Below are 19,498 nucleotides of genomic sequence, written 5' to 3'. Positions count from 1 at the left end.
CCCCCGGCCCCGCCGCTCTGTATACGCGCGGTCGGTGTCCCCGAGGCACCCGTCCAGTGCGGGCCACCATACTGATCCTTATGAAGGAATGCACGCGTCGTCATGAGCCGCCTCGTGATGAAATTCGGCGGCACGTCCGTCGCCAACATCGAACGTATCCGCAACGTCGCACGCCATGTGAAGCGCGAGGTCGACGCCGGCCATGAAGTGGCCGTGGTCGTCTCCGCCATGGCCGGCAAGACCAACGAGCTGGTGGCCTGGTGCACCGAGGCCTCGCCCATGCACGATGCGCGCGAATACGATGCCGTGGTCGCCTCGGGCGAACAAGTGACCTCAGGCCTGCTCGCGATCGTGCTGCAGGGCATGGGCATCCAGGCCCGCTCGTGGCAGGGCTGGCAGATCCCGATCAAGACCAGCGACGCCCATGCCTCCGCCCGGATCGAGGACATCGACGGCAGCGAGATCATCAAGCGCTTCAAGGAACGCAAGGAGGTCGCGGTCATCGCCGGCTTCCAGGGCATCAACCCCGAGACCGGCCGCATCACCACGCTCGGCCGCGGCGGCTCCGACACCTCGGCCGTGGCGATCGCCGCCGCCGTCAAGGCGGACCGCTGCGACATCTACACCGATGTCGACGGCGTCTACACCACCGACCCGCGAATCGTGCCGAAGGCCAAGAGGCTCGACAAGATCGCATTCGAGGACATGCTGGAACTGGCCTCGCAGGGCGCCAAGGTGCTCCAGGTCCGCTCGGTGGAACTCGGCATGGTCCACAACATGCCCATTTTCGTCCGCTCGAGCTTCGACAAGCCCGAGGACATCGACCCGCATGCCAACCAGCCGCCCGGCACGCTGATCTGCAGCGAGGAGGAGATCATGGAAAGCCACGTCGTCACCGGCATCGCCTTTTCGAAGGACGAGGCCCAGATCTCGGTGCGCCAGATCGAGGACAAGCCCGGCGTTGCGGCCTCGATCTTCGGCCCGCTGGCGGATGCCAACATCAACGTCGACATGATCGTGCAGAATGTTTCCGAGGACGGCAAGACCACCGACCTCACCTTCACGGTGCCGGCCGCCGACTACACTCGCGCCAAGGATACGATTACCGCAGCCAAGGCCAAGATCGGCTATATCCGGCTCGATACCGCCACCGACGTCGCCAAGATCTCGGTGATCGGCAGCGGCATGCGCAGCCATGCCGGCGTCGCCGCCCAGGCGTTCTCGGCCCTCGCCGGACGCAACATCAACATCCGGGCCATTACAACCTCCGAGATCAAATTCTCGGTTCTGATCGACGCGGCCTATACCGAGCTTGCGGTGCGCACCCTGCATACGCTCTACGGCCTCGATCAGGCCTGAAGCGCGACTGCGGCCACGCTTCACGTTGTTGTTGAGCATGGTCTTTTCGAAAAACCGCTCCGCACTTTTCCGGACCATGCTTAGGCTAATTTTCTCTTAGCGGTCGCAGCAAACGCGAAGGTGTACACACCTTCGCGTTTGGCAGGCGTTTTGCTTGGCAAAACAAGCCTCAATTCGCTATACGGCGAACAGGGTGGGCTGCCGCAGACTGTGCCCCAGTTCAGGCGGCGCTGATTCGGTACAAGCGCTGATCTCAAGTAGATTTTGGGCTTGTGCCTGCGCCGGACGAACAATTTGGTTGTTTTTCTGGAATTTTGGGCCAGCCGCCGGCCGATACCGCCGGGCCCGGCAGACGGAGGAGATTGACGGTTCATGCGGAGCGCGTCGGGAGGTCCCCGCGTCTTGTTGAGACGGCTCCGCGAAACCATGGCGGAGCAGGTCTCGGCCCAGGAGCGGCTGGACAAGATCGTGGTGCTGATCGCCGCCAACATGGTGGCCGAGGTGTGCTCGGTCTACGTGCTGCGCATCGATAACACGCTCGAGCTCTACGCCACCGAAGGTCTCAATCGCGAGGCGGTGCACCACACCGTGCTGAGCGCCCATGAGGGCCTGGTCGGCCTCGTCGCCAGCGAGGCGACGCCGCTCAATCTGAGCGACGCGCAGAGCCATCCCGCCTTCTCGTTCCGCCCCGAGACTGGCGAAGAAATCTATCACTCATTCCTCGGCGTGCCGATCCTGCGGGCCGGCAACACGCTCGGCGTGCTGGTGGTGCAGAACCGCGCCAAGCGCAACTATGTCGAGGAGGAGCTCGAGGCGCTCCAGACCACGGCGATGGTGCTGGCCGAGCTGATCGCCTCGGGCGAGCTGTCCGCGCTGGCCCAGCCGGGCCAGGAGCCGGCGGCGCGCCATTCCGCGCAGAAGGTCGGCGCGATCCTGTCCGAGGGCATCGCGCTCGGCCATGTCGTGCTGCACGAGCCGCGCGTCGTCATCAAGGACTACATCGCCGAGGACCTGCCGAAGGAGATCAAGCGGCTGGACACCGCGCTCGCCAAGCTGCGGGCCGATCTCGATCGCATGCTGGAGCGCGGCGACGTCGCCGAGGGCGGCGAGCACCGCGAGGTGCTGGAAGCCTACCGCATGTTCGCCAATGACCAGGGCTGGTCGCACAAGCTGCACGAGGCGGTCGCCACCGGTCTCACCGCGGAAGCCGCCGTCGAGCGCGTGCAGTCCGACACCCGTGCGCGCATGCTGCGCTCGACCGACCCCTATTTGCGCGACCGGCTGCACGACCTGGAAGACCTCGGCTACCGGCTGATGCGGCAGCTGGTCGGCCAGGATCATGCGCCTTCACGCGAGCAATTGCCCGACAACGCCATCGTCATCGCCCGCGCGATGGGCCCTGCGGCGCTGCTCGACTACGACCGCAAGCGCCTGCGCGGCATCGTATTGGAGGAAGGCACCGCCAATTCCCATGTCTCGATCGTCGCGCGTGCGCTCGGCATTCCCGCGGTCGGCGAGGTCCCGAACGCGCCCGGCATCGCCGATCCCGGCGATGCCATCATCGTCGACGGCACCTCAGGCTCGATCTATGTGCGCCCGTCGCAGGAGATCGAGGCCGCTTTCGCGGAACGCGTGCGCTTCCGCGCCCGACGCCAGGCACAGTATCTGGCGCTACGCGACCGGCCCTGCGTCACCAAGGACGGCCAGAAGGTCGAGCTGATGATCAATGCGGGGCTGGCCATCGACCTGCCGCATATCGAGGAAACCGGCAGCGCCGGCATCGGCCTGTTCCGCACCGAGCTGCAATTCATGGTCGGCCAGAGCCTGCCGCGCACCAGCGACCAGCTCGCGCTCTATCGTACCGTGCTCGATGCGGCCGGCAGCAAGCCCGTGACCTTCCGCACCCTCGACATCGGCGGCGACAAGGCGCTGCCCTACATGGAAGCGGTGATCGAGGAGAATCCCGCGCTCGGCTGGCGTGCGATCCGCCTCGGGCTCGACCGTCCCGGCCTGTTGCGCGGCCAGATCCGCGCGCTCTTGCGCGCCGGCGGCGGCCGTGCGCTGCGCATCATGTTCCCGATGATCTCGGAGGTCGCCGAGTTCGATGCGGCCAAGGCGCTGGTCGAGCGCGAGCTGACATATTTGCGCCAGCACGGCCATACGCTGCCGGAAAGAATCGACATCGGCACCATGGTCGAGGTGCCGGCCCTGCTCTATCAGCTCGACGAGCTCCTGAAGAAGGTCGATTTCATCTCGGTCGGCTCCAACGATCTGTTCCAGTTCATGTTCGCGGTCGATCGCGGCAATGCCAAAGTCTCCGAGCGCTTCGACACCATGTCTGCGCCGATCCTGCGCGCACTGCGCGACATTGCACGCAAGGCGTACGCTGCCGAGAAGTCGCTCTCGCTCTGCGGCGAGATGGCGTCCAAGCCGATCGGCGCGCTGGCGCTGATCGCGCTGGGCTATCGCTCGCTGTCGCTCTCGGCGACTGCGCTCGGCCCGGTCAAGGCAATGGTGCTCGATCTCGACGCCAAGAAGGCCGAAGCTGTGCTCGGCCCGTTGCTGGACGCGCCCGCGGGCAGCGTCTCGATCCGGCAGAAGCTGACGGAATTTGCCGAGGCCGAAGGCCTGGCCTTGTAGCGGGCCCGTTGCCGCGTCCCGCCGCCCCGCCTCTTGCCGCTATTGAGACCGAACCGATGTCGTCACTTCCCGAAGCCAAACTGGACGTTCTGCTCGCGCATCACGCCTCGCTCGAGGCCGAATCGCTGGGACAGCTCTCCTCCGAGCGCTATGTGCAGATCACGCGCGAGCTCGCCGAGATCACGCCGCTGATCGAGGCGGTCAAGGCCTATCGTTCTGCCGTCAAGGAGCTCGCGGATACCGAGGCGCTGATCGCCGATCCCGCGACCGATGCCGACATGCGCGGCATGGCGGAGGCCGAGCGCGACGAGCTGGCGCAAAAGATCGAGGAGCTGGTCCAGAAGATCCGCGTCGCGCTGCTGCCGAAGGATGCCATGGACGACCGCAACGTGGTGCTGGAAATCCGCGCCGGCACCGGCGGCGACGAGGCCTCGCTGTTCGCCGGCGATTTGTTCCGGATGTATGAGCGCTTTGCCAGCCTTCAGGGCTGGAAGGTCGAGGTGATCTCGGCGAGTGAAGGCACCGTCGGCGGCTACAAGGAAATCATCGCGGAGGTGCAGGGCCGCGGCGCGTTCTCGAAACTGAAATTCGAATCCGGCGTGCACCGCGTGCAGCGCGTGCCCGATACGGAGACGCAAGGGCGCATCCACACCTCGGCAGCGACGGTGGCCGTGCTGCCGGAGGTCGAGGACGTCGACGTCGACATCAAGAACGACGACCTGCGGATCGAAACCATGCGCGCGCAAGGCGCGGGCGGCCAGCACGTCAACAAGACCGAATCGGCGATCCGCATCACCCATATCCCGACCGGCATCGTGGTGATGATGCAGGACAGCCGCTCGCAGCACAAGAACCGGGCTTCCGCCATGAACATCCTGCGCTCGCGCATCTACGACGCCGAGCGGCAACGGGTCGATGCCGCGCGCTCGGCCGAGCGCAAGGAGAAGGTCGGCTCCGGCGACCGCTCCGAGCGCATCCGCACCTACAACTTCCCGCAAGGGCGCGTCACCGACCATCGCATCAACCTCACCCTCTACAAGCTGCCGCAGGTGATCGCGGGCGAAGCGCTGGGCGAATTGATCGACGCGCTGACGACGGAGCACCAGGCTGCACAGCTCGCTGCGCAAGGCGCGGCGGCCTGAGGCGTGAGCAACCCCTTCACCGGGCAATCCATCGAGGGCGCGCGGCGCGCACTGGCCGCACAACTGAAATCGGCACGGCTCGACGAAGCCGAACTCGACGCGCGCATCCTCGTGGGCGCGGCACTCGGCCTCGACCTCACCGGCCTGCTCACGCAGGCTTCCCGCCCCCTCACCGCGGCCGAAGCATCGCGGCTCGCGCAGCATGCACAGCGCCGCATCGCCGGCGAACCCGTGGCGCGCATTCTCGGGACACGCGAATTCTGGGGCCTGCCGTTCCGCTTGTCGGAAGCAACGCTGGTCCCGCGCCCCGATACCGAGACCGTGGTCGAGCTCGCGCTCGAGATTTTTCGCGAGCGGAACGCATCGCATCCGCCGCGTATCGCCGACATCGGCACCGGATCCGGCGCGATCCTGCTCGCGCTGCTGCACGAAATTCCGGATGCTTTCGGCGTCGGCACCGATCTCAGCCTGAACGCGCTGAGAACCGCCCGAGCCAATGCTGTGGCGCTCGGCCTCGCCGACCGCGCCGTCTTCGTCGTCTGCTCCTACGCCGCGGCCCTGCGCGGTCCGTTCGACCTCATCGTGTCGAACCCGCCCTATATTCCCTCGGCCGAGATTCCGAAATTGAGCATCGAGGTGCGCGAGCACGATCCGCATCTGGCGCTCGACGGCGGCAACGACGGATATGACGCTTATCGCGCGCTGATCCCCCAGGCGGCCGAACGGCTCGCACCCGGCGGAGCCCTGATCGTCGAGGCCGGACAGGGCCAGGCCCAAAACATTGAAACCTTGATGAGGGGCGGCGCGTTGTCACTGGACCGGCCGCCCAAGGCCGACCTGACGGGCATCCCGCGGGCCGTTTCGGCCCGAAAAATGCCCCCATAAAAGCCGGATTGGGCTGCAAAAACCTCTTGGAATATCGCCTGGGAACGACTACGTTCCGTTCAACACATCGGTGCCGGCCCCGTACGCACCTACGGGCGAAAGCCGGGCTCTCGGGCGAGAGCTTTACTGATTATAGGTTCCTAGCCGCAGGTCCTGTTGAGCGCGATGGCCAGTGGAGCTGCGCTGCTCTCCGACCGCAAAGTGAACGAAAGCCAGATATTGCGCTTGAACACTTACGCAAGACAGCTGGGCTTGTTTCGGCAAGCGACATGAATGGGTTCGCTGGCAAATGAATGCTGGCGGGTGGGGAACGCGTCTTTGTTGAACGCGATGGTCGGCGAACATTGGCAGGGCTCGATCCGCCATCCCGCGCGGTGTGCGCGAGAGATGTGAACCGCCTTCACCGAGGCACTCCTAGCAATCAGTAATGCGTGCAACCTTTAGGGCTGGAATTAAAGGCAGGACATGAGAAACGGTCAGAACAAGCAGCGGATGCGCAACCGCAATAACAATAACAACAACAACCGGCGCGGCCAGAACCCGATGACCCGGGTCTACGAGTCCAACGGACCGGACATCAAGATCCGCGGCACCGCTTCGCACATCGCCGAAAAGTATCTCCAGCTTGCGCGTGACGCGCGCTCCTCCGGGGACCCCGTTGCAGCCGAGAACTACTACCAGCATGCCGAGCACTATTTCCGCCTGATCGCGGCGGCCCAGGAGCAGTTCCGCCAGAGCCAGCAACCGCGCGGCGACGAGCCCATCAGCAGCAGCAGCGACGATGGCGAGGACGACGGCGAGAATTTTTCGGCCTTCGGCCAGGAGCCGGGCTTCGTCCCGCAGCCACAGCAGCAGCCCTTCACGCGCGATCGGGATGGCCAGCGCGATCACCACCAGCGCGATCATCAGCAACGCGAAGGCCAGCAGCCCTATCAGCGCGACAACCAGCAGCCGCGCGAGCACCGCGAACGCGATCATCGTCCGCAGCCGCAATATCAGCCGCAGCCGCTACCCGCGAACCAGCCGCAGCCCGTCATCGCCGATGCCGGCGGCGTCGATCGCCTGCCCTCCTTCATCACCGGCGCGCAGCCGCAAGTGAATGCCGGCGCGAATGGCGGCCAAGCCGGCTTCGAAGGCGGCGGTACCGGCGAGCGCTATCCGCGGCGGCGGCGCCGGCCGCATGGCCCGCGCCCCGAGCGCGAAGCGGCTCCGGCCGCGACCAGCGACGAAGTCGCCCCCGGCGAGTAAGCCTCTTCTGATCTTACGACATGAATCGTCCCGACCTCGTCGGGACGATTTGTCCTTAGTGCTGTCCGTCAATTGCGCCGTTCGCAGCCGCGGGCACGGATGACATCTCCCGCCGCGAGAGGTGAGGCTAGCTGCGCGTGACCGTCGTCTGGGACGGGACCAGCACAGGCTTTGCGAGCGAGGGAATGAGCCGCGCGCGCTCGCGCTTGGCGGGGATCGCGCGGTAGACCTGCTTGGTCGCCTCCACGATATGGACGCCGGCAAAGGGCAGCGACAAGGCTGCACCGGCACGCTCCCACATCTGCGCGGATTTGAGCACCCAGCCGCCGGCATAGGGCGGCATGAACAGCGCCTCGCCCCAGGCGGTCGGCGTGAACCATGTCTGGCGCAGCAGTTCGGTGATCTGCGAGCGCGAATAGGGCCGGCCGTGGCCGAACGGCGTGCTGTCGGTGCGGGTCCATACCCCACGCCGGTTCGGGATCACGGCGATCACGCGCCCGGACGGCGACAGCACGCGCCACACCTCGCGCAGCAGCGCCGCCGGATCGTCAGACATCTCGAGCGCGTGCACCAGGAGGATGCGGTCGACTGCGGCGTCGGGAAGCGGCAACGAGAATTCGTCGACCAGCGAGGCCAGCGCCGGCCGTCCCGTCGGCCACTTCAGAACGCCCTGTGCCGCCGGCATGAAAGCGATGCAGCGTTCGGCGTCCTCGCGGAACAGTCCGAGATAGGGTGTGGGATAACCGATGCCGAGCACCCGCTGGCCCTCGGCGCCGGGCCAACGCTCCCTGATGCCGCGATTGATCATTTGCCGCGCCACGATCCCGAGACGGCGGGAATAGAACTCACGGAGGTCGACGACATCGATGGTCATGACGCCAATGTAACATGCGCGAGCCGGCCGCCGCGCGCCGAATATTGCATTGCCTGCGCAACGTTAACGCCATATTTGTCTGGCGGGGCTGAGCCCGATGGAGATGACATGGCCGCCGAAATTCGTACTTTCACCTGTTTAAACGACAATTTCGGTTATCTGATCCACGATGTGGAAACCAAGGCGACGGCGTCGATCGATGCGCCGGAGGCAGGCCCCATCCTCGAGGCCCTGGAGCGCGAGGGCTGGCAGCTCACCGACATCCTGATCACCCATCATCACGGCGATCATGTCGGCGGGGTCGCCGAACTCAAGCAGAAATACAATTGCCGCGTCGTCGCGCCGCATGACAAGACGACGAAGATTGCGAACGTCGACCTGCGCGTCGCCAATGCCGACGTGGTGAAGATCGGCAATCTGCTGGCGCGCGTCGTGGAGACGCCCGGCCACACGCTCGACCACATCTCCTACGTGTTCGACACCGAGAAGACTGTATTCGCTGCCGACACGCTGTTCTCGATCGGCTGCGGCCGCGTGTTCGAGGGCACCTATCCGATGATGTGGGATTCGCTGTTGAAGCTGCGGGCCCTGCCCGACGACTTCAAGCTCTATTGCGGCCACGAATACACGGCGTCCAACGTCAAGTTCGCGCTCACCATCGAGCCGGACAATGCGGCGCTCCAGGCGCGCGCAGCGGAAGTGACGAAGCTCCGGGCCGAGAACAAGCCGACCATTCCATCGCTGCTCGGCGACGAGAAGCGCGCAAACGTGTTCCTGCGCGCCGATGAGCCGGCGGTCGCCGCCAAGCTGCACATGAAGGGCGCGGACGCCGCGGCGGTGTTCGGCGAATTGCGCGAGCGCAAGAACAAGTCCTGAAGAACAAATCCTGACGGGGATCGATGCCGACCGCAGCCGAGATCATTGCTCGCCTCGAACTCCGGCCTCATCCGGAAGGCGGGCACTACCGCGAGACGTTTCGCGATCAAGCCACGGACGCCAGCGGCCGTTCGCGCTCGACCCTCATCTACTTCCTGCTCGCACGCGGCGAACGCTCGCACTGGCATCGAGTCGATGCGGTCGAGACCTGGCACTATTACGCCGGCAGCCCGTTGATGCTGCGCATCGCCCATGACGGCTGCTCGCAGCACGAGGTGCGGCTGGGCACCGATCTCGTCGGCGGAGAACGGCCGCAGGGAATCGTTCCGGCCAATGCCTGGCAGATGGCGGAGACCACCGGCGAGTGGACGCTGGTCGGCTGCACCGTGGCGCCCGCATTCGAGTTCGCAGGCTTCGAGCTCGCGCCAAGGGGCTGGGAGCCGTAGCTCCCCTCACCTCTTTCGCAGCACCATGTCCTTCGCCGCGATCAGGCCGCCGCCGGCGATCAGGATCGCGGCGATGGCGATGTTGGCGCTGGCCTTGGCAAAGCCGGCCGCGATGAGGAAGCCGGTCGACAGCAGCGGCGTCGCGTAGGAAGCGGCGCCGAGCACGCGGATGTCGCCGCGCTTCATGCCGATGTCCCAGGCGTAGAACGCAGCACCGACCGGGCCGATGCCGAGTGCGATGACCGAGAGCCATTGCACCGTGGTCTCCGGCCAGACCGTGGTTTCAAGCACACCATGCATCAGCGCGGCCAGCACGGCCGTGACGAGACAGAAGCCGGCGACGGCATCAGTCGGCACCGCCTTCAACCGGCGTGACAACACCGAATAGGTTGCCCAGACGAAAGCGGCGATGAAGGCCGCGATCAATCCCGGCACCGTGCCCGGCGCGAAGCCCGAGGTGTTGCCGGCGAACAGCAGCACGGTGCCGGCAAGGCCAAGCACGGCACCGATGATGTGATGCGCGGCCAGCCGCTCGCCCGGCAGGAATGACGAGAACAGCACGATCAGCAGCGGCCACAGGTAATTCAGAAGGCCAGCTTCGGCCGGCGGCGCAAAGCGCAGCGCGAGAAAATACAGCGCGTGATAGCCGAACAGGCCGCCGACACCGACGACCCAGACGACGAGCGGCTGACGCAGGCTTTTCGCCGCCTCGCTCCGCCCGATCCAGGTGAGCAGGCCGACGACACCGCCAATCGCGAAGGTCATCGCGGCGAGCTGAAACGCCGGAATCTTTCCGGTCGCCACCGTCATCACAGACAGCAGCGACCACATCAGGATCGCGGTCAATCCGATCAGCGTTGCCGTCCGGGGAGTCATCGGCCCAATGTTTCCGTCATGGCCGGGCTTGTCCCGGCCATCCACGTTCTACGTGGCGACGGCTGTTGTAAGGCCGTGGATGGCCGGGACAAGCCCGGCCATGACGATGCAGGAAATATCAGCCCGCGTGATGCGATCGCATCACACCATGTACTGGCCGCCGTTGACCGTCAGCGTCGAGCCGGTGATGAAGCCGGCCTCGTCGGCCGCGAGGAACACGACCGCGCGCGCAATCTCCTCGGGCTCGCCGAGCCGGCTGGCCGGGATCTGCGGGATCACGTTCTTCTCCAGAACGTCCTTCGGCACCGCCTGCACCATTTCGGTGTTGATGTAGCCGGGGCAGATGGCGTTGACGGTGATGCCGCCCTTGGCGTTCTCGAGCGCGAGCGCCTTGGTGAAGCCGATATCGCCGGCCTTCGCCGCAGAATAGTTGACCTGACCGAACTGCCCCTTCTGACCGTTGATCGAAGAAATCGAGATGATGCGGCCGAACTTGCGCGCGCGCATGCCCTCGATGACCTGGCGCGTCATGTTGAACAGCGAGCCGAGATTGGTGTTGATGACGGCGTTCCACTGCTCGAGCGTCATCTTGTGGAAGGCGGTATCGCGGGTGATGCCGGCATTGTTGACGAGCACTTCGATCGGCCCGAGATCGGCCTCGACCTTCTTCACGCCCTCGGCGCAGGCGTCGAAATTGCTGACGTCCCATTTGTAGACGGCGATGCCGGTCTCGGCCTTGAACTTCTCCGCCGCCGCATCGTTCCCGGCATAGCTCGCCGCAACCTTGTAACCCGCCGCCTTCAGCGCCTTGCTGATCGCCGCTCCGATGCCCCGCGTACCACCCGTGACCAATGCAACACGTGCCATGTCGTATTCCTTCCCTTGGACTCGTCGGACGTTTCTGAGATCGCTTTTTAGCTGCGGATTATGCGGGACGTTTGACGGACATCAAGAACAAAACGCCCGGCGTCGAGCCGGGCGTTTCTCTTTAGTCGAGGCTTGCGCGGTTGCGAAGAATATTTGAGTTGCAACCGCTGCCTTTTTAGTCGCGTGCAACGCACTCACCGATGTGTGCAGCGCACCCGCAAACGACACGCGTCAGTCACGTGTCAGGTTGTCTCAGTCGCGCGCCAGGCACATGGCGATGCCCATGCCGCCGCCGATGCACAGCGTGGCGAGGCCCTTCTTCGAATCGCGCTTCTGCATCTCGTGCAGCAGCGTCACCAGCACGCGTGCACCGGACGCGCCGACCGGATGGCCGATCGCGATCGCGCCGCCGTTGACGTTGACCTTGGAGGTGTCCCAGCCGAGGTCCTTGTTGACGGCGCAGGCCTGGGCCGCGAAGGCTTCGTTGGCCTCGATCAGGTCGAGATCGCCGACGCTCCAGCCGGCCTTCTTCAGCGCGGCGCGCGAAGCCGGGATCGGGCCCGAGCCCATGATCTTCGGATCGACACCGGCCTGGGCCCAGGACACGATGCGCGCGAGCGGCTTCTTGCCTTCCTTGGCCGCCTGCTTCGCGGTCATCAGCACCACGGCGGCCGCGCCATCGTTGATGCCGGAAGCCGAGCCCGCGGTGACCGTGCCGTCCTTTTCGAAGGCGGGCTTGAGCTTGGCCATCGCGTCGATGGTGGCGCCATGACGCGGATATTCGTCGGCGCTGACGACGACGTCACCCTTGCGGGTCTTGATGGTGACGGGGACGATTTCGTCGTTGAACCTGCCCGCCTTCTGTGCCGCCTCGGCCTTCTGCTGCGAGGCGACCGCGAACTCGTCCTGCTGGGCACGCGTGATCTGCCACTGCCGCGCGACGTTCTCGGCGGTGTTGCCCATGTGGTAGCCGTTGAAGGCATCCCAGAGGCCGTCCTTGATCATGGTGTCGATCAGCTCGAGGCCGCCCATCTTGACGCCACCGCGCAGATGCTGGGCGTGCGGGGCCATGCTCATGGATTCCTGGCCGCCGGCGACCACGATTTCGGAATCGCCGTTCAGGAGCGCCTGATAGCCGAGCGCGACCGTGCGCAGGCCGGAGCCGCAGAGCTGGTTCACGCCCCAGGCCGGGCTCTCCACCGGAATACCGGCGGCGATCGAAGCTTGGCGGGCCGGATTCTGGCCCTGGGCGGCGGTCAGGATCTGACCCATGATGACCTCCGAGACCCGTCCTGGCTCGATGCCCGCGCGCTCAAGCGCGGCCTTGATGGCGACGGCACCGAGATCGTGGGCGGGAAGGGTCGCGAACGCTCCGTTGAAGCTTCCGACCGGGGTGCGGGCGGCGCTGACGATGACGACATCGTCTGACATGGGCATCTCCTGGGGTTGATTGGGTGCAGACGGGGCTGGGGAAACGGCTCGCCAGTCTCGGCTTGCATCCTGTTAACGTCGTTGAGGCATGTCAATCGGACGGCGACCGAATTCATGCCGCAGCGCATTCAAAATAGCGTTCTTGGCGCTTTCGCAAGCACGATTTTGCTCTGCGATTAACCGTGCCGCACAAAACGGTAGCGTGAGCCCTTTGAAAATGCTTATTTTGTTGCGTTGCGTACTCTTCCCGCCCTGCGGCATTGCCGACAGGTTCCCGTTCTCCGCGTTTGCAAGTGAGAGCCCATGGCGAAATCAGACCAACCCACCACCATCAAGAAATACGCGAACCGCCGGCTCTATAACACCGGAACGAGCACCTACGTGACGCTGGAAGACCTCGCCGCCATGGTCAAGAATGGCGAAGATTTCCTGGTCTATGATGCCAAGACCGGCGACGACATCACCCGCTCCGTGCTCGCCCAGATCATTTTCGAGCAGGAGAACAAGGCCGGCCAGAACCTGCTGCCGACCACCTTCCTCCGCCAGCTCATCCGCTTCTATGGCGACAGCATGCAGATGGTGGTTCCGAAATATCTGGAGCAGTCGATCGCGACCCTGACCCAGGAGCAGGAGAAGTTCCGCAAGCAGATCGCCAATACGCTGTCCGGAACTCCTTTTGCTCCATTGGAGGAGCAAGTCCGCCGCAACATGGAGCTGTTCCAGCAGACCTTCTCGATGTTCAAGCCGTTCGCAGCGCCTCGTCCGGCCACCACCACAGAGCCGGAGCCCGATCCGAATGCCGAGGCGCCGAAGGACAGCAACATCGACGACCTGCGCCAGCAGATGAAGGAAATGCAGGAACGTCTGGAGCGGATGTCGAAGAAGGACGAGTAGTCTTTCCATTCGCGCCGGCGTCAGCGAGCGGGAGGACGAGCCATGTCTGACCGAAGCACCCATTGGGACCATGTCTACGCCACCAAGGGCGAAGCCGAGGTCAGCTGGTACCAGGACAGCCCGGCGACCTCGCTCGAGATGATCCGCGCTGCCAATCCCAATCATGACGCGGCCATCATCGACATCGGCGGCGGAGCATCGAGACTGGTCGATGCGTTGCTGCAGGACGGATATCGCGACGTTGCCGTGCTGGATCTTTCTGCCAATGCGCTTGACGCGGCGAAGAAGCGGATCGGCGAAGCTGCTTCGATGGTCGACTGGATGGTTGCCGACGCCACGTCATGGCAGCCGGCGAAGACCTATGACGTCTGGCACGACCGCGCCGCGTTTCACTTCCTGACAGATCCCCGCGACAGGGCCGCTTATGTCGAGCGCCTGCGGTCGGCGCTTGCAACTGACGGCCACGTCATCATTGCGACGTTTGCACCCGATGGTCCCGAGAAATGCAGCGGCCTGCCGGTGCAGCGCCATGACAGTGCCAGCCTTGCGGCGGAGCTCGGGCCGGAGTTCGCGCTGATCGAGACTCGCAGCGAGACGCATCATACGCCCTGGGCCTCGACGCAGGCCTTTCAGTTCAGCCGGTTTCGGAGGAGCGGTTAACGCCTCTCAAGCGGCGAGCTTCACGTCGTGCGCAAAGTCCCAATAGAGTTTTCGCGCGCGGGCATAGAACGGGCCGGGCTTCAGCTCGCGCTCGTCGATGCGGATCACGGGCGCGACCTTGGCGAAATTGCCGGTTGAGAAAATCTCGTCGGCGGCCAGGAAATCGGCATAGCGCAGCGTCTTCTCGACCACGGTGGCGCCGTCGCCGCGAAGCAGGCTGATGACCCGCTGGCGCGTGATGCCGTTCAGGAAGGTGCCGTTGAGCACCGGCGTAAACACCACGCCGTCCCTGGCCATGAACACGTTGGAATTGCCGAACTCGGCGACGTTGCCGAGCATGTCGAGCATCAGCGCGTTGTTGAAGCCGCGCGCGGCGGCCTCGGCGAGCGCGCGCGAATTGTTCGGATAGAGGCAGGCCGCCTTGGCCTCGACCGGGGCGCATTCGGCCGTCGGCCGGCGAAAGGGCGACAGCGTGATCGCGTTGCCGGCCGGCTTTGGCATCGGCGCCTCGTAGATGCACAGGCACCAATTGGTGGTCTCGGGGTCGAACAGCACGCCGCCGCCGCTCCCGTTCTGTGCCCAGTACATCGGACGGATATAGAGCTCGGCATCAGGCGCAAATCGAGCAATGCCTTCCTGCGCGAGCGTGAGCCAGGCGCCGGTATCGACCACCGGCTTCAGGCCAAAATTGATCGCTGATTGATTGACCCGGGCGACGTGGCGGTCGAGATCGGGCGCAACACCCTCGAACGCGCGCGCGCCGTCGAACACGATCGAGCCGAGCCAGGCCGCATGCGTGCGCGGCCCCATGATCGGCACATTGCCGTCGTGCCATTTGCCTTCGAAGAAGGTCCAGCTCGGCGAGTAGACGATGGGCTTCTTGATCTCGGCCATGACCGGCCTCCCCTTGGAAATATCCGGGCACTATTGCCCCAACTTCTAAATGATTTGCTGCGGGGACGAGCCACTCTCCCCCTTTGGGGGCACTGGGTTAAAGCAGGCCAAACCGGCTATAATGCGGATAATGATACGGAGGCCGCCATGCCGCTCGATCCGCTCGCAAAGCGTTTGTTGACCATGATGGCTGCGGCTGGGCCGCAGGCGCGGAGCCGGCCGAGCGTGGAGGCGCGCCGGCAATCGCTGGCAAAGCTGATGCAGTTCGCGCGTGCCGAGGCGCCGGATGTGACGACGTCCGATGGGATGCTGCCCGGTCCCGGCGGCGCGATGCCCTATCGCCTCTACACGCCGGCGAGCGCCGGGGAGATCGCGCCGGGTTTCGTGTTCTTTCACGGCGGCGGCCTCGTCGCCGGCAGCATTGCCACGCATGACCGCATCGCGGCAGCGCTGGCGCATGCCACAGGCTGCCGCCTCGTGTCGATCGACTACCGGCTCGCGCCCGAGCACAGATTTCCCGCCGCCGTCGACGACGCGATCGCCGGCACCGAATGGGTGGCGCGCGAGGCGGCATCGCTCGGCATCGACGCGGACCGCCTGGTGATCGGCGGCGACTCCGCCGGCGCCACGCTCGCCGCGGTCGTCTGCCAGCAGGCGGTGCAGACCGCCGGCCTTTCCATCGCCGCGCAATGCCTGATCTGCCCGGTGCTGGACTTCGAGGCGACCTCGCCCTCGCGCGAGGAATTTGCCGAGGGCCACCTGATCGATCGCGTCACGATCGAAGCCGACCTTTCCGACTATCTGCCTGACGGCGTCGACACCGCCGATCCCCGCGTCTCGCCGTTGCGCGCGACACGACTCACGGGCCTGCCGACCGCGATCATCCATACCGCCGAATTCGACCCGATGCGCGACGAAGGCAATGCCTATGCCCGCAAGCTGCTCGCCGCGGGCGTCGCCGTCGAGCATGTCTGCCACGACGGCATGGTTCACAATTTCCACGCCATGGGCGCGATCCTGCCGCAGGCGCAGCTCGTGCTGTCGCAGATCGGCGAGCAGGTGCGGAGGGCAGTGAAGACGTGAGAGCGCGCGTCACACGCGCGCGTCGAGAACCGCCTTGGCTGCCACGACATATTCCGGCCAATGCGTGTCCGCATAACGTTCGGCTTGCCGCGCGCAGCCGATATCGGGCGCGTGCGCGGCGGCGATCATGCGCGCGAAGCGCTCTTCGGCAACCGTTACGTCATTGAGCATCGGGGCCGGAACAGCCGCCACGGAGGCCGGAGCGACGGCGAGGCCCGCCATTCCGGCGAGCACGATGCGGCGTGACGTGTTCATGGCTGTCGTCCTCCATTATCCGGCCTGCACTCTGGCCGTCGAGAGCGTCGGTGCTATAAGGACAGGGTAACCGCGCCCATCGATGCAGTCCATCATTGCGGATAGCGCTTGACCGCGGCAGCGATCAAGTTCCAACTGGCACACGATTACGTCACCACGGGCCCATGGATTGTCACGTGTCAAGTCGCAGCCTATCGCACCGTCCGGCTTTGCGCGCTGTCGCGACGGGGCTGGCCTGTCTGACGATTTCGGCAAGCGCCGCCTTCGCCGAGGCCGATGACGACAAAACGGCAAAGCCGGCGATCCCGAACATCTATCTGGACTTGCGCACGATCTATGCGATGGTCCCGGCGGGCACGCTCGGGCTCGGCTTCGGCAACACATCAGTGTCGTCCGCCATTCAAGCCCTGGCGCTGCGGGGCGGCGCAACTCTGCCGAACGGCTTGCCGGCGGCGAAGTCGATTGCCGTAGACCTGCCGCTGACCGTCGACGTCAGCGACCGCGTCTCGCTCTATGGCGGCGTGTCGGGCTCGACGATCGACGTCGGCGGCGGCTGGTCGTCCTTCGACATCACGAGCTGGAACATTGGCGTGCAGGCCGATCTCTACCAGCAGAATGGCGGGAAGATCCCGACCATCACGCTGCAATCGACCCTGACGCAGTCGGTGCCGAACGAACAGGGCATGACGAACTCGTTCAACAACATCCTGGAATTCGACTACGCGCTCGACGAGGACGAGACACGGGGCTGGCTGGCCGGCATCCAGTACACGACCACCGCCATCGCGAGCCCGTTCGCCAGCATCCGGCCGAACACGATCCTCTATGCCGGCGGCTACTACCAATGGCCGAGCAACTGGAAGTTCACCGGGCGCCTCGGCATGCAGTCGTTCGGCGGTGCGCAATTCGCCGGACGGGCGCTGGCGGAGTCCTTTACCCATCCGGTCCTGCGGCTCGACCTCGACCGCATGGACGACAACGACAACCGCCTGTTCGGCATTACCGCGCAGATCGCGTGGACGCCGAAGGCCTCCTACCAGCTGACGTTGCGCACGCCGCTCTACGCCGTGCGCAACTGAGCATGATCCCCGAGAAGTCGCAGCGGTTGCGAGAGGATCGTGCCCAACCGATACAAAGCTGCTGCTAATCCGGCACCGGCACGTCGAACGTGTTGAGCGTGACCGACACCATGCAATAGACGCCGACCAGATAGGACAGCTCGGCCGCGCCGTGCTCGCCGAACTCCTTCACTGCCGCGCGATAGGTCAGCTCCGGCAACACGCCACCGCTGACCAGGGCCGATGCCATGTCATAGGCGACCGCCTCCTGCCTGGTGAGGTCCACCGGCCGCTGCCCCGCGACGATGGTCGCGAGTTTCTCGTCGGAGAGGCCGCGCTGCTCGGCGACCAGCACATGAGCATAGAGCTCGTAACCGGACCGGAAATGCGAGCCGGTGACGAGAATGGCGACCTCACGCACCGGCGCGGGTAGCAGCGGTTTCGACGCGACCGCCTTGACCAGCTCCCACACCGGCTTGCCGAAGCGCGGCTCGCGAATCCAGGGGTTCCAGGGCCCGAGCAACGCGCCGTCGTCGCGCATGTTCACAAAGCCCTTGAAGTGGCCCTTGATGCCGGCTCGCATGTCGTCATAGAGCGGCTTCTGTTCGTCGGTCAGATCCTTGGGATCGAGAATGGGAAGGCGCACGGTGGGATCTCCTCGTTGAGAAGTGGCAACCGTCACCTGCATGCATGCACAGCGCAAGTGAAGTTGCCGTGACGGCCGTGCCAATTTGAAGAAACGACAGGAAGACGCAGCTATGACGCGGCGGGGCTTCCTACGTTCTGCCGATTGACGACGTCATCGACCTCGAGCGCCAACGGCTCGCCTGTCGCGAGGAAAGACGACAAGGCCGCCTCGAACGGCGCCGGATCGAGGCCGCGCGTTTTCAGCCATGCCGGCTCGTAGTAGGTCTGCCGGTAGCGCTCGCCGGAATCGCAAATCAGCGTCACCAGCGAACCTGTCACGCCTGCCTTGCGCATCTCCGAGGCGAGCCGGCAAAGCGCAAGGAAGTTCGTTCCGGTGGAGCCGCCGACCGCGCGGCGCAGCCGACGCGACAGCACGTTCATCGCCGCGATCGTCGCCGCATCCGGAACCTTCATCATGCGATCGACCACCCCCGCCACGAAGGACGGCTCGCAGCGCGGCCGGCCGACGCCCTCGATCAGCGATGGGCGGTCGCAGACCCGGGAGCGGTCCTGCGAGCGGAAGCAGTCGAAGAAGGCGGAATGTTCGACATCGGCAACGCACAGCCGCGTCGGATATTGCCGATAGCGCAGATAGCGCCCGATGGTCGCCGAGGTGCCGCCGGTGCCGGCGCCCATCACGATCCAGTCCGGCAGCGGGCGCGGTTCGCCCTGCAATTGGGTGAAGATGGACTCGGCGATGTTGTTGTTGCCGCGCCAGTCGGTGGCGCGCTCGGCGAAGGTGAACTGGTCCATGTAATGGCCGTTCAGACGGGCTGCGAGCGCCGCGGCTTCCGCATACAGCGCGCGGCCGTCGTCGATCAGGTGGCAGTTGCCGCCATAATGCTCGATCGCGGCGATTTTCTCCGCCGAGGTCGTCCGCGGCATCACGGCGTAGAAGGGCACGCCGATCATCTGCGCGAAATAGGCTTCCGACACCGCTGTCGATCCCGACGATGCCTCGACGACAGGCGTGCCTTCGCCGATGTGTCCGTTGCAGAGCGCATAGAGGAACAGCGAACGCGCGAGGCGATGCTTCAGGCTGCCGGTCGGATGTGTGGACTCGTCCTTGAGATAGATGTCGATGCCGGAGAGCGCCGGCACGATCAACCGGATCAGATGGGTGTCGGCGGTGCGGCACTGGTCGGCCTCGATCGCAGCCACGGCCTCGTCGACCCAGCCGCGCCGATAGGCCGGCCCGGCCGGATCATGCTGGCGGAAGGGGGACGTCTGCATCGCAGGAATCTCTCATGGCGCGGATCGCGCTTCAAGTGCGCCGGGTTTTGATTTGACGCGTTTTATGACGCGAACCGGTTTCCACTTCGC

At 65.2% G+C, this 19,498-nt stretch carries 19 protein-coding genes; 11 read left to right on the top strand and 8 right to left on the bottom strand.

From position 1 onward, the window contains the following. Positions 1-102 precede the first annotated feature (102 nt). From AX729_RS00890 to AX729_RS00870, 5 genes are all read left to right on the top strand, one after another. Entirely contained in the window at positions 103-1,359 is a 1,257-nt protein-coding gene (locus AX729_RS00890) for an aspartate kinase (RefSeq protein WP_061020010.1), read from the top strand. 372 nt (positions 1,360-1,731) lie between these two features. Then, on the top strand, positions 1,732-3,999 hold the full coding sequence (gene ptsP, locus AX729_RS00885; RefSeq protein WP_061020009.1) for a phosphoenolpyruvate--protein phosphotransferase: 2,268 nt from the start codon (positions 1,732-1,734) through the stop codon (positions 3,997-3,999). A 56-nt stretch (positions 4,000-4,055) separates the two neighbouring features. Further along, a complete protein-coding gene (prfA, locus tag AX729_RS00880; RefSeq protein WP_061020008.1) occupies positions 4,056-5,141 on the top strand; it encodes a peptide chain release factor 1 in 1,086 nt (361 codons plus the stop codon). A 3-nt stretch (positions 5,142-5,144) separates the two neighbouring features. Continuing rightward, positions 5,145-6,026 carry a peptide chain release factor N(5)-glutamine methyltransferase gene (gene prmC, locus AX729_RS00875; protein WP_061020007.1) on the top strand — a complete coding sequence of 294 codons (882 nt, stop codon included), beginning with the start codon at positions 5,145-5,147 and terminating at the stop codon, positions 6,024-6,026. 465 nt (positions 6,027-6,491) lie between these two features. Beyond that, on the top strand, positions 6,492-7,274 hold the full coding sequence (locus AX729_RS00870) for a DUF4167 domain-containing protein (RefSeq protein ID WP_061020006.1): 783 nt from the start codon (positions 6,492-6,494) through the stop codon (positions 7,272-7,274). 127 nt (positions 7,275-7,401) lie between these two features. On the opposite strand, the gene AX729_RS00865 is transcribed toward AX729_RS00870, so the two are convergent. Then, positions 7,402-8,148, bottom strand: a complete 747-nt coding sequence (locus tag AX729_RS00865; protein ID WP_061020005.1) for a methyltransferase domain-containing protein — start codon at positions 8,146-8,148, stop codon at positions 7,402-7,404. Between the two features lie 108 nt (positions 8,149-8,256). On the opposite strand from AX729_RS00865, the gene gloB reads away from it, so the two are divergent. Further along, positions 8,257-9,024: a hydroxyacylglutathione hydrolase gene (gloB, locus tag AX729_RS00860; protein ID WP_061020004.1), complete on the top strand. Its 768-nt coding sequence runs from the start codon at positions 8,257-8,259 to the stop codon at positions 9,022-9,024. A gap of 23 nt (positions 9,025-9,047) precedes the next feature. Further along, positions 9,048-9,470 (top strand): cupin domain-containing protein, encoded by a 423-nt coding sequence (locus AX729_RS00855; protein WP_061020003.1) that lies wholly within the window; start codon positions 9,048-9,050, stop codon positions 9,468-9,470. Between the two features lie 6 nt (positions 9,471-9,476). Here AX729_RS00855 and yddG read toward each other — a convergent pair whose 3' ends face one another. The 3 genes from yddG to AX729_RS00840 all read right to left on the bottom strand — a co-directional run bounded on the left by yddG (position 9,477) and on the right by AX729_RS00840 (position 12,644). After that, complete coding sequence (gene yddG / locus AX729_RS00850; protein ID WP_061020002.1) at positions 9,477-10,346, bottom strand: aromatic amino acid exporter YddG; 870 nt, start codon at positions 10,344-10,346, stop codon at positions 9,477-9,479. A gap of 141 nt (positions 10,347-10,487) precedes the next feature. Continuing rightward, positions 10,488-11,213, bottom strand: a complete 726-nt coding sequence (phbB, locus tag AX729_RS00845) for an acetoacetyl-CoA reductase (protein ID WP_061020001.1) — start codon at positions 11,211-11,213, stop codon at positions 10,488-10,490. Positions 11,214-11,465: 252 nt separating this feature from the next. After that, positions 11,466-12,644, bottom strand: coding sequence for an acetyl-CoA C-acetyltransferase (locus AX729_RS00840; protein ID WP_061020000.1), 1,179 nt, complete (start codon positions 12,642-12,644; stop codon positions 11,466-11,468). A gap of 303 nt (positions 12,645-12,947) precedes the next feature. Here AX729_RS00840 and phaR point away from each other — a divergent pair, with 303 nt between their 5' ends. Both phaR and AX729_RS00830 read left to right on the top strand, forming a co-directional pair. After that, complete coding sequence (gene phaR / locus AX729_RS00835) at positions 12,948-13,538, top strand: polyhydroxyalkanoate synthesis repressor PhaR (RefSeq protein ID WP_061019999.1); 591 nt, start codon at positions 12,948-12,950, stop codon at positions 13,536-13,538. Between the two features lie 42 nt (positions 13,539-13,580). Further along, on the top strand, positions 13,581-14,198 hold the full coding sequence (locus AX729_RS00830) for a class I SAM-dependent methyltransferase (protein WP_061019998.1): 618 nt from the start codon (positions 13,581-13,583) through the stop codon (positions 14,196-14,198). 6 nt (positions 14,199-14,204) lie between these two features. Here AX729_RS00830 and AX729_RS00825 read toward each other — a convergent pair whose 3' ends face one another. Then, on the bottom strand, positions 14,205-15,092 hold the full coding sequence (locus AX729_RS00825) for a branched-chain amino acid aminotransferase (RefSeq protein WP_061019997.1): 888 nt from the start codon (positions 15,090-15,092) through the stop codon (positions 14,205-14,207). 147 nt (positions 15,093-15,239) lie between these two features. On the opposite strand from AX729_RS00825, the gene AX729_RS00820 reads away from it, so the two are divergent. Further along, complete coding sequence (locus AX729_RS00820; RefSeq protein ID WP_061019996.1) at positions 15,240-16,175, top strand: alpha/beta hydrolase; 936 nt, start codon at positions 15,240-15,242, stop codon at positions 16,173-16,175. Between the two features lie 9 nt (positions 16,176-16,184). On the opposite strand, the gene AX729_RS00815 is transcribed toward AX729_RS00820, so the two are convergent. Then, positions 16,185-16,430 (bottom strand): hypothetical protein, encoded by a 246-nt coding sequence (locus AX729_RS00815; RefSeq protein WP_061019995.1) that lies wholly within the window; start codon positions 16,428-16,430, stop codon positions 16,185-16,187. 209 nt (positions 16,431-16,639) lie between these two features. Here AX729_RS00815 and AX729_RS00810 point away from each other — a divergent pair, with 209 nt between their 5' ends. Next, the gene (locus AX729_RS00810) at positions 16,640-17,509 is read left to right on the top strand and encodes a hypothetical protein (protein WP_061019994.1); all 870 of its coding nucleotides are present in this window, start codon (positions 16,640-16,642) and stop codon (positions 17,507-17,509) included. Positions 17,510-17,573: 64 nt separating this feature from the next. Here AX729_RS00810 and AX729_RS00805 read toward each other — a convergent pair whose 3' ends face one another. Further along, on the bottom strand, positions 17,574-18,134 hold the full coding sequence (locus tag AX729_RS00805; protein WP_061019993.1) for a carboxymuconolactone decarboxylase family protein: 561 nt from the start codon (positions 18,132-18,134) through the stop codon (positions 17,574-17,576). Positions 18,135-18,244: 110 nt separating this feature from the next. Continuing rightward, positions 18,245-19,408 carry a PLP-dependent cysteine synthase family protein gene (locus tag AX729_RS00800; protein WP_061019992.1) on the bottom strand — a complete coding sequence of 388 codons (1,164 nt, stop codon included), beginning with the start codon at positions 19,406-19,408 and terminating at the stop codon, positions 18,245-18,247. Positions 19,409-19,498 lie beyond the last annotated feature (90 nt).

Origin of the sequence: Bradyrhizobium sp. CCH5-F6 (assembly GCF_001556045.1) — a bacterium.
In the GTDB taxonomy this organism is placed as follows: Bacteria; Pseudomonadota; Alphaproteobacteria; order Rhizobiales; family Xanthobacteraceae; genus Bradyrhizobium.
Note: the sequence above shows the minus strand (reverse complement) of the source record. Positions and strands in the feature narration are given on the sequence as shown.